The 9,303-nt window shown below is 64.1% G+C and carries 8 protein-coding genes, 1 tRNA gene and 1 pseudogene; 5 read left to right on the top strand and 5 right to left on the bottom strand.

The window, feature by feature from the left end; translation table 11 throughout:
* Nucleotides 1-100: 100 nt before the first annotated feature.
* The 3 genes from ACQUSY_RS01390 to ACQUSY_RS01380 are packed head-to-tail and all read right to left on the bottom strand — an operon-like array spanning nt 101 to nt 1,533.
* Nucleotides 101-544, bottom strand: a complete 444-nt coding sequence (locus tag ACQUSY_RS01390) for a Sir2 family NAD-dependent protein deacetylase (RefSeq protein ID WP_428902725.1) — start codon at nt 542-544, stop codon at nt 101-103.
* Between the two features lie 33 nt (nt 545-577).
* Nucleotides 578-1,264 (bottom strand): response regulator, encoded by a 687-nt coding sequence (locus ACQUSY_RS01385; RefSeq protein WP_428902724.1) that lies wholly within the window; start codon nt 1,262-1,264, stop codon nt 578-580.
* Nucleotides 1,261-1,533, bottom strand: coding sequence for an ATP-binding protein (locus ACQUSY_RS01380; RefSeq protein ID WP_428902738.1), 273 nt, complete (start codon nt 1,531-1,533; stop codon nt 1,261-1,263). The genes ACQUSY_RS01385 and ACQUSY_RS01380 overlap by 4 nt, the downstream gene beginning before the upstream one ends.
* A gap of 102 nt (nt 1,534-1,635) precedes the next feature.
* On the opposite strand from ACQUSY_RS01380, the pseudogene ACQUSY_RS01375 reads away from it, so the two are divergent.
* Together ACQUSY_RS01375 and ACQUSY_RS01370 are read left to right on the top strand one after the other, a co-directional pair.
* Nucleotides 1,636-2,703 (top strand): annotated as a pseudogene (locus ACQUSY_RS01375) (tripartite tricarboxylate transporter permease); the annotation flags it as partial.
* 84 nt (nt 2,704-2,787) lie between these two features.
* Entirely contained in the window at nt 2,788-3,582 is a 795-nt protein-coding gene (locus ACQUSY_RS01370; protein WP_428902723.1) for a TrmH family RNA methyltransferase, read from the top strand.
* Here the strand turns inward: ACQUSY_RS01370 and ACQUSY_RS01365 are convergent.
* Entirely contained in the window at nt 3,579-4,427 is an 849-nt protein-coding gene (locus tag ACQUSY_RS01365; RefSeq protein ID WP_428902722.1) for an SGNH/GDSL hydrolase family protein, read from the bottom strand. The two genes, ACQUSY_RS01370 and ACQUSY_RS01365, sit on opposite strands and share 4 nt — an antisense overlap.
* 105 nt (nt 4,428-4,532) lie before the next feature.
* Here ACQUSY_RS01365 and ACQUSY_RS01360 point away from each other — a divergent pair, with 105 nt between their 5' ends.
* Nucleotides 4,533-6,281, top strand: a complete 1,749-nt coding sequence (locus tag ACQUSY_RS01360; RefSeq protein WP_428902721.1) for a DEAD/DEAH box helicase — start codon at nt 4,533-4,535, stop codon at nt 6,279-6,281.
* Between the two features lie 115 nt (nt 6,282-6,396).
* A complete protein-coding gene (locus ACQUSY_RS01355; protein WP_428902720.1) occupies nt 6,397-7,473 on the top strand; it encodes a VIT1/CCC1 transporter family protein in 1,077 nt (358 codons plus the stop codon).
* Between the two features lie 262 nt (nt 7,474-7,735).
* On the opposite strand, the gene ACQUSY_RS01350 is transcribed toward ACQUSY_RS01355, so the two are convergent.
* Nucleotides 7,736-7,819: transfer RNA gene (locus tag ACQUSY_RS01350), tRNA-Leu, on the bottom strand.
* A gap of 103 nt (nt 7,820-7,922) precedes the next feature.
* Here ACQUSY_RS01350 and ACQUSY_RS01345 point away from each other — a divergent pair.
* The gene (locus ACQUSY_RS01345; RefSeq protein WP_428902719.1) at nt 7,923-9,218 is read left to right on the top strand and encodes a M20/M25/M40 family metallo-hydrolase; all 1,296 of its coding nucleotides are present in this window, start codon (nt 7,923-7,925) and stop codon (nt 9,216-9,218) included.
* The last annotated feature ends 85 nt before the right edge of the window (nt 9,219-9,303 follow it).

Here is a 9,303-nt window from a genome sequence, read left to right as displayed (position 1 = left end):
CGGGCGGCTCGAGCACCTCCGCGGCTCCGCACTCGGCTTCCGCAACCTCACGAACTATGTCGCCAGATCACTACTCGAAGCCGGAGGCTTCAGACCCCAACTACACCCTCGTTCGTGAAGAGCCGTCAAAGACCTGGCCGCACTCGGTGCAGATGATGTTGCGTGCGGTGCCGTGTAGCTCGACGACGTGTTCGCTGCCGGCCTTCAGGTGCAGGCCGTCGACGTTCTGCGTGATCACGCCTAAAGCGTCACCGGAGCCCTCAAACCGGGCGATCGCCCGGTGAGACGGGTTTGGTTCCGTCGCGGAAAATGCTTGGTAGCCGCGGTGCCCGCCGGCCCAATACCTCTGGCGTGCGGCATGGCTCGTCAAGAACGCCCTTATGTCCATCGGCGTGCGGGGCAAGCTGCCCTCGCCGCGGTAGTCCGGAATACCCGAATCAGTTGAGACGCCAGCACCCGTGATGAAGGCGATCTTGCGACCCTGCAAAACGGTGCGAGCGCTATCGACAGCGTGCTCACGATCGGAAGAAGAAAGCTCGGCCACCCCTCAAGTCTAGGCGGGTACAGGCGTGTGAGCTCAGTTCTCGCGTCGGGCGGGGGTGTAACGCATTTCGGGGCGCCCGGCACTGCCGTAGCGCGGTTCGACATTGGCGCGACCGGCATCAACGAGGCGCTGCAGATAGCGGCGGGCGCTGACGCGAGATAGCCCCGTGGCGGCGGCGATCTCGATCGCTGAAGCGGAACCGTCGACACCAGCGAGCGCCTCAGCAACGCGGTCGAGGGTGATGGAGGAACCATCGCTCGGCGTCGAAGCGGGGGCGCGGCTGTCCGTGAGGAGCCGATCGATATCACCCTGGCTGAGCTCGGTCATCGTGAGCACCTGTTCGCGCGCCAACGACTGGTTCACTGCATCAAGGCGCTCATGCATCGCACTCATCGTGAACGGTTTCACCAGGTAGTGGCGCACCCCCAGCTGGCGGGCACGGCGCACAGTCTCAACCTCTGATGCCGCGGTGACCGCCACAACTTCGCCGGCATACCCGCGAGCACGAGCGGCACGCAACACCGCAATGCCCGTGGTGTCGGGCAAGTAGATGTCCAGCAGCACGAGGTCGGGCTTAAACGTAAAGATCGCTTCGAGGGCGGCACGACCGGTGCCGGCCTCGGCCATGACGGCGAAGTCCGGGTGTCGTTCGACAAAGCCGCGCGTGACGCGCGCGACATCCTTATCGTCCTCGACGATGAGAACGCGTTGCTTGCTCATGAGTGGGGCTCCACACGAGTTGGGGCGGGAAGAGTAACGGTGAAGCGTGCGCCGCCCATGGGGGAGTCATCAATGATGACGGAACCACAGAGGCGGTCGACAACGCGGCGTACGAGGGTGAGGCCGTAGCCGCGGGGCAGTCCGCTGGCGGGCCGTTTGGAGGACTGTGCGAGGTCAAAGACGCGTGGACGGAGCTCTGGCGCAATACCGGGGCCGTCATCCTCAACGATGAAGACGGTTCCGTCGGGCGTCTCCTCAAGCTTCACCACGACGGTGCCGCCGGACCCGGCCGCCTCGATCGCGTTGTCAATGAGATTGCCGATGATCGTGACGCGATCTTCGCTGCCGACATCACCCGTCTCTTTCGGGGAGACGGCATCGACGTCGTCATCGTCGCCGTCGGCTTGTTTGCTCTCGGTGAGGCGTTGTATGTCGCGTCGCGGTTGCGCAACGGTGAGATTCCGCTGATTCCGATCACGAAGGGCTGGCGTACCTGGATGCGCCGCTCCGACTGGAAGCGCTCGTGGAAGCCGTGGCTGCGCGGTACAGCCATCGGATTCCCGATCGGAACCATCCCTGCCGGTGGTGCAGATGTCGCAACATTCCTGTCGTATGCCACGGAGCGTTCGCTTGCGAAGCCCAAGTACAAGAAGCAGTTTGGTAAGGGCGCCATCGAAGGTGTTGCTGGCCCAGAAGCCGCCAACAATGCGGCGGCAGCCGGTGTGCTGGTTCCGCTTCTCACTCTCGGCATCCCGACGACGGCGACCGCCGCCATGATGCTGTACGCGTTCACGTCGTACAACATCGCCCCGGGCCCGCGTCTGTTTGAGACGCAGCCGGTGCTGGTGTGGACGCTTATCGCGAGCCTTTACATCGGTAACGTGATGCTGCTCGTGCTGAACCTGCCGCTCGTCGGTCTCTGGGTCAAGCTGCTGCAGATTCCGCGTCCGTACCTGTACGCCGGCATCCTCGTGTTCGCCGCACTCGGTGCCTACGCCGCGAACTTCACGGTGTTCGACATCGGCATCTTGGCGGTCCTGGGTGTGCTCGGCTTCTTCATGCGACGTCAGGGCTTCCCGGTGGCGCCGCTTGTCATCGGCGCGATCCTCGGGCCGATGGCTGAAGAGCAGCTGCGCAAGGCGATGCAGATTGGCCTCGGCAACCCGGCCTACCTCGTGCACTCGACGTTCTCCATCGTTGTGTACGTCATCCTGTTCGTCATCGTTGTGCTTGCGCTGTGGCTCAAGCGTCGCCGCGCCCGCTTTGAAACGGCGGTCGCTCAGGGCGTGGATGCGGCGGCATCGACGTCAACGATTCGCACGTTAGACCTCGACATCGAAGCAACGGAGGCGCACCCCGAACCCGAGCGGGGCATCCTCTCGACACGGAACGTTCGCACCGTGAGCGACGGAGAGCCTGAAAAGCCCCCGCGTAGCTGAGATGACGCGGGAGAGGGAGGTGAGGAAGGAAGTCTTCACCTCCCTCGTTTTCGTTTGCCTGCCCGCACCGCAGACAATGGTGAGATGCACGCAATTGCTGTCCCCAATGGTTCCGACCCCCGACTCGACGGGTTTCGAACCCTCACCGACAGGCAAGCGCGACACAGCCACGAAGCGGCCACCGGCACCTACATTGCCGAATCGTTTGTCGTACTGGAGCGTGCGCTAGCCGCCGGGCACCGCGCGCTTGCCGTGCTGTCGCAAGACAAGTGGGTGGCGCGGTTGGAACCAGTGCTGGCGGCTGAGACTCCGGTTTACGTGGTGCCGGCGGAGGTTGCCGAAGCCGTCACCGGGTTTGCTGTGCACCGCGGCGTGATGGCTGTGATGCAACGGCCCACGCCGCTCACGCTGGCGGAGGCGCTCGCAGGCGCCCGCACCGTCGTCGTAGCTGATGACATTACTGACCATACAAATATGGGTAGCCTCTTTCGGGCGGCTGCGGCCCTCGACGCCGACGCGGTGCTGTTGTCGCGGGTGTGCGCTGATCCGCTGTATCGGCGCAGCGTGCGGGTGAGCATGGGAACCGTTTTTCAGGTTCCGTGGGCGCGTGCGGTGTCGTGGCCGTTGCTTCGTGCGGCTCTCGTCGACGCGGGGTTCGAGATCGTGGCGCTCGCCCTCACCGATGACGCGGTGTCACTGCGTGACTTTACGCCGGGGGAGCGGGTCGCGCTTGTCGTCGGCACGGAAGGCGATGGGCTCAGCGACGTTGCACTTGCGCACGCCGATCACACCGTCATGATTCCGATGCGCGACGGCGTCGATTCACTCAACGTCGCCGCCGCGGCATCGGTCGCGCTGTGGGCGGTGCAGGGGCGCTAGGCCTGTTCGTCGTCTGCGGCTGGCGGCACGATGGGCGTCGCCTCGGGACGCTTGGGCATCATGTTGTCGCCGGAGGACTGGTGACGCACGCGACGCAGTACCCAAGGAACTAAGTGGCCGCGTGCCCACAGCAGATCGTCGGCGCGCGCTTCGCGCCACGTCCGTACCGGGTGCGGTTCTGGTTCCATCGGCTTCAGGTCGTTGGGTACGTTGAGCGCGCGCAGCACCATCCGAGCGACTTCGTGGTGGCCGAGCGCGTTCATGTGCAGGCGGTCCGCCGCGAAGAAGCGGGTGTCTTGAATTGTCTTCAGCGCCCACTGGTCAGCGACGATGCAGTCGTACTTGTCGGCAACGGCGCGAATGTTCTCGTTGTAGATCGCGACCTTGCCCCGGAACGGGCGGAACACCGGCGTGAAGTTGACATCAATGCCGGTAAAGATGACGACGGTGGCGCCGTTTGCCGTGAGGCGCGCGACGATGGTCTCGAGCTGCTGCGTGATCTCATCCGGATCGGTGCCGGGGCGGATAACATCGTTGCCGCCGGCGGAGATCGTCACGAGATCAGGCTTGAGCGCAACTGCGGCGTCAAGCTGTTCGTTCATGATCTGTGCGATGAGCTTGCCGCGCACCGCGAGGTTTGCGTAGGCGAAGTCTTCTGACGTCGCACCGAGCACTTCAGCAACCCGGTCTGCCCAGCCACGAACACCGTGCGGTGACGCCTCGTCGTCGTCGCCCACACCCTCGGAGAACGAGTCGCCCATGGCAACGTAGCGACGCCACGGGTGGTGGTCTGCGTTCTCGACAAACGTGTTCAGGGTGTCGTCGTTGTTTGACGAATCGGTCATCACGCGCTCCTTGTGGGTTGTTGTTCAGCAGTCCACCCTAACCGGCACGCCGAATACACACCGAGTTTTGAGCGAGTGTCTGAAGGGGCGACTATCGTTGACCAGGTGCTGTCTCCGTCCTATCCTCAACGCGCCCCTTGGGGTACCGCAGGCAAACTGCGAGCGTGGCAGCAGGAGGCACTTGAGGTCTACTTCGCGCAAAACAAGCGCGACTTTCTCGTCGCAGCAACTCCGGGCGCAGGTAAGACGACTTTCGCACTGACTCTCGCGCAAGAACTGTTGCGCACGCGTGTCGTGAACCGCATTGTCGTTGTCGCCCCGACCGAGCACCTCAAGACTCAGTGGGCAGACGCAGCCGCACGCCTGCATATTCGACTCGACCCGAGGTTCCGCAACTCGCATGTGGCGCCGTCGCGTCAATATCACGGCGTCGTTGTGACGTATGCGCAGGTCGCCGCGCGCTCGTCCGTGCACAAGCACGTGACGGAGGGCGCGCGCACGCTCGTCATTCTTGACGAGGTGCACCACGGCGGTGACGCGCTCAGCTGGGGTGACGCGATTCGCGACGCCTTTGGTTCCGCCGTCAAGCGTCTGCTGCTGTCGGGCACGCCGTTCCGCTCTGACACGGCGCCGATTCCGTTCGTGGAGTACGCGCCAGATGCTTCCGGTGGGCGTGTTTCGCGCACCGATTACAACTACGGCTATGGCCGTGCGCTCGCCGACGGCGTCGTGCGCCCCGTGCTTTTTCACGTGTACTCCGGAACCATGCGCTGGCAAACCAGCATGGGTGATGAGCTGGAGGCGCACCTCAGTCAAGACAACACAAAAGACGTCACGTCGCAGGCATGGCGTACTGCGCTGGACCCTGAGGGTGAGTGGATTCACGCCGTCTTGAAGTCTGCGAATGATCGTTTGACCGAGGTGCGTCAGCACATTCCTGATGCTGGCGGGCTCGTGATTGCTACCGACCAGACAGTGGCGCGTGCGTACGCGAAGATTCTGAAGGGCCTGACCGGGCAGTCGCCGACCGTGGTGTTGAGTGACGAAAAAGAAGCGTCGAGCCGCATCGAGAAGTTCTCTGACGACACCAGCCGGTGGATGGTCGCCGTTCGTATGGTGTCGGAAGGCGTCGATGTGCCGCGCCTCGCGGTCGGTGTGTACGCAACGAGTTCGTCGACGCCGCTGTTCTTTGCCCAGGCCATTGGTCGCTTCGTTCGTGCCCGCCGTCGCGGTGAGGCCGCGAGTGTGTTTCTGCCGCATGTTCCGCCGCTGCTGAAGCTCGCGAACGAAATGGAGCGCGAGCGTGACCACGCGCTCGACCACAAGCAGAAAGACGACGACGGGCTCGACGATTCGCTTCTTGAATCGGCAAATCGCGAAGACAAGGCGTCAGACGCGCTCACCGAGGACTTCAAGTACACGGCGCTCGGTTCGACCGCGCACTTCGACAGCATCGTTTTCGAAGGCAAGCAGTTTGGTGAGCTCGCTGAACCCGGGTCAGACGAAGAACTCGAGTTCATTGGTTTGCCCGGCCTGTTGGAGCCCGAGCACGTGCATGAGCTCTTGATGCAGCGCCAGAGCCGTCAAGCGCGCCACCGCGAGGCTCGTGAGGCCCGCGAGAAGGCCGCTGGCTCGCCCGAAACAACGTTGCCCGCGCCGTTGCACCGCACGCTTCGCGAACAGCGCCAGCTACTCAACAGCCTCGTTGGCCTGTACGCACGCCAGACAGGGGAGCCGCACGGCCTCGTACATGCCGAACTCCGACGCATTTGCGGTGGGCCGGCCGTTGGCACCGCCACCGTAGCTCAGCTTCAGTCACGCATCGAGCACCTGCGTCGCCGCGTGCACTCGTAGGCCTCGTTCTTTTCGGGAGGCCGAACGATTCGGGGCGCCGAATTTACCGAAATGGCGGGGTTCGTTGTGTGGTCGTGGGTAGCGTTGCAGCATCCCCCACAGAACTTGGAGCACAATGAGCGCGCCCGCAAATGCTACTGCCGCCGATCGCAAGCGATGGGCGAAGTATCTCGTCGACGAGCGCGCCGAGGCCAAGGTTTATCGCCGCCTCGCGAAGCGGAAGACAGGGGAGGAGCGCGAGATTCTGCTCGCCCTTGCCGACGCCGAGGGGCGTCATGAATCCCACTGGCTCGCGTTGTTGGGCGGTGAGCCCGCAAAGCTCCCGCGCCCGGGTCTGCGTACGCGTCTCTTGGGTGCGATGGCGAGTGGGTTCGGCTCGATCTTCGTGCTCGCCCTCGCGCAGGCGGCGGAGGCGCGTTCGCCGTACGAAGACGAGGCTGACGCCACCGCTCAGATGGCTGCCGATGAGCGCGTGCACCACGAGGTCGTGCGCGGTCTTGCCGCTCGTGGCCGCCGCCGACTGTCAGGCACCTTCCGTGCCGCGGTGTTCGGTGCGAACGATGGTCTGGTGAGCAACCTGGCACTCGTTATGGGCATCGGGGCGACCGGCGTCGCACCGGGCTTTGTGCTGTTCTCGGGTGTCGCTGGGCTCTTGGCAGGCGCGTTGTCGATGGGCGCTGGTGAGTTTGTCTCGGTGCGCAGTCAGCGCGAGCTGCTCGCTGCCACGCAGCCGAGTGATTTTGCCGACGATGCACTGACACACGTTGACATCGACGCGAACGAAGTCGCGCTAATCTACCGTTCGCGTGGGATGGATCACGACGAGGCCCTCAACCGCGCGCGTAAGGTCGTGCAGGCCGCGCAGAACGGCATCGCGCCGCAGCGTGAAGCGATTGAAGACGACGACGAAATCGTTGGCAATGCGTGGGGCGCAGCGATCTCGAGCTTCCTGTTCTTCGCCTCGGGCGCGATCATCCCCGTGTTGCCCTGGATCTTCGGTCTCAGCGGTGTCGCTGCCCTCGTGCTCGCGCTCGTGCTCGTCGGTATCGCGCTCATGATCACGGGCGCCATGGTGGGCATCTTGAGTGGCACGTCGCCCCTCATGCGTGCCCTCCGCCAGCTCGCGATCGGTTTCGCCGCCGCCGCCGTCACCTACGCCCTCGGCCTGCTCTTCGGCGTCTCCACCGCATAACCACTCGCGCCAGGCGTCGAGCGCCTCGGAACCAGCACCATGGTTCCGAGGCGCTCTGCGATTTATTATCGGTTCCCCGTGCGGGCGACTGGTCCCTCGGATGTCGAACACCGAGGGAAGTTCATGATGCGCACGATTACGTGGGAGCCATTCACCCTTTTGACCGAAACACTTTTTGTCCTATAGGCCGCTCGTGGCCGCTCATGCGCGAGAAACGAAAATGACCCCCGAATCTTTCGATCCGGGGGTCATTTTCGTTTTGTGCGCGAAGGGGGACTTGAACCCCCACGCCCTAACGGGCACTAGCACCTCAAGCTAGCGCGTCTACCTATTCCGCCACCCGCGCATTTGGGTGTTTGTTTGGCTCTCACCAACGAATAGTTAGCCTAGCACGGCTGTGGGGGCGTCACGAACCAGGCCGCACGTCGGGCGTGGCGTAACGTGGAGGCATGACCGCTGAGCTCTCCAACGTCGTAAGCATCGCCCGTGATCTGATTCGCTTCGACACCACAAACTACGGGGGAGGACGCGCCAATTCTGAGCGCGAAGCCGCCGAATACGTGGCCGCCATCCTCACTAACATCGGCCTCGAGCCCGAACTCTACGAAGCCGTCCCGGGCCGCACCAACGTGCACGCCCGAATCAAGGGAACCGACCCGAGCCTGCCGGCCCTCATCTTGCACGGCCACCTCGACGTGGTTCCGGCGATCGCTGAAGACTGGACGCACGATCCGTTCTCTGGCCACATCGACGCCGACGGGCTCTTGTGGGGTCGTGGCGCCGTTGACATGAAGGGCATGGACGCGATGATCCTCGCCGCAGTGAGCGAGGTGCTAGGCGCCGGAGAGAAGCCGCGCCGCGACATCATCATCACGTTCTTCGCTGACGAAGAGAACGGCGGTGTTGAAGGGTCAACGCCGGTCGTCGCACAGCGCCCCGACTGGTTCGAAGGGGCCACCGAAGCGATCAGCGAGGTTGGCGGCTATTCGATCACGGTCGCTGGCCAGCGCGCGTACCTGCTGCAGGTGGGGGAGAAGGCCTTGCTGTGGCTACGTCTGTCAGCCAAGGGCCGTGCCGGTCATGGTTCCGGCTTCCACCCCGACAATGCCGTCACGCGCCTCGCTGAGGCCGTTGCAGCCCTCGGCCGCACGGCCTGGCCAGTAAGCCTCACGCCCACGACGGAGGCGCTGCTTGCCGAATTCCAGCGGCTGAGCGGAACCACGGAGACAGACCCCGACACGCTTGCGGCGCTCTCGGGTAACGCGCAAGGCTTCATCCGGTCGTCGCTGCGCACCACGACGAACCCCACGGGGCTTGAGGCTGGCTACAAGCACAACGTGATCCCCGACAAAGCGCACGCGCTCATTGACGTGCGCGTGTTGCCGGGCACCGAGGCGCAGGCGCTGGCTGACATTCAGCGCATCGTCGGTGAAGACATCGAGATCGAAGTCGTTGTCGGCGAAGTTGGGCTTGAGGTGCCATTCGCCGGTGACCTGGTCGACACAATGGTCGCGTGCATTGGCGAACATGACCCGGGTGTTCCGGTGATTCCGTACCTGCTGGGCGGCGGAACCGATAACAAGGCGCTCTCAGCGCTCGGCATCGCGGGTTACGGCTTCGCGCCGATGCGGCTGCCCGAAGGCCTCGACTTCACCGGAATGTTCCACGGCGTCGACGAACGTGTGCCGACCGACGCGCTCGAATTTGGTCAGCGCGTACTCGCTGACCTCATCCGCCGCTACTGACCTCGCCGCGCCGCGCGCCTGATAAACACTCAGCGCGCGGCCGGTAGAGTCCTACCTTGGCGTGCCCACCGGCTCGCAAGACGCA

It is taken from the genome of Microbacterium daqui, assembly GCF_050408675.1.
Taxonomy (GTDB): domain Bacteria; phylum Actinomycetota; class Actinomycetes; order Actinomycetales; family Microbacteriaceae; genus Microbacterium.
This window is presented reverse-complemented; position numbering and strand designations above follow the sequence as displayed.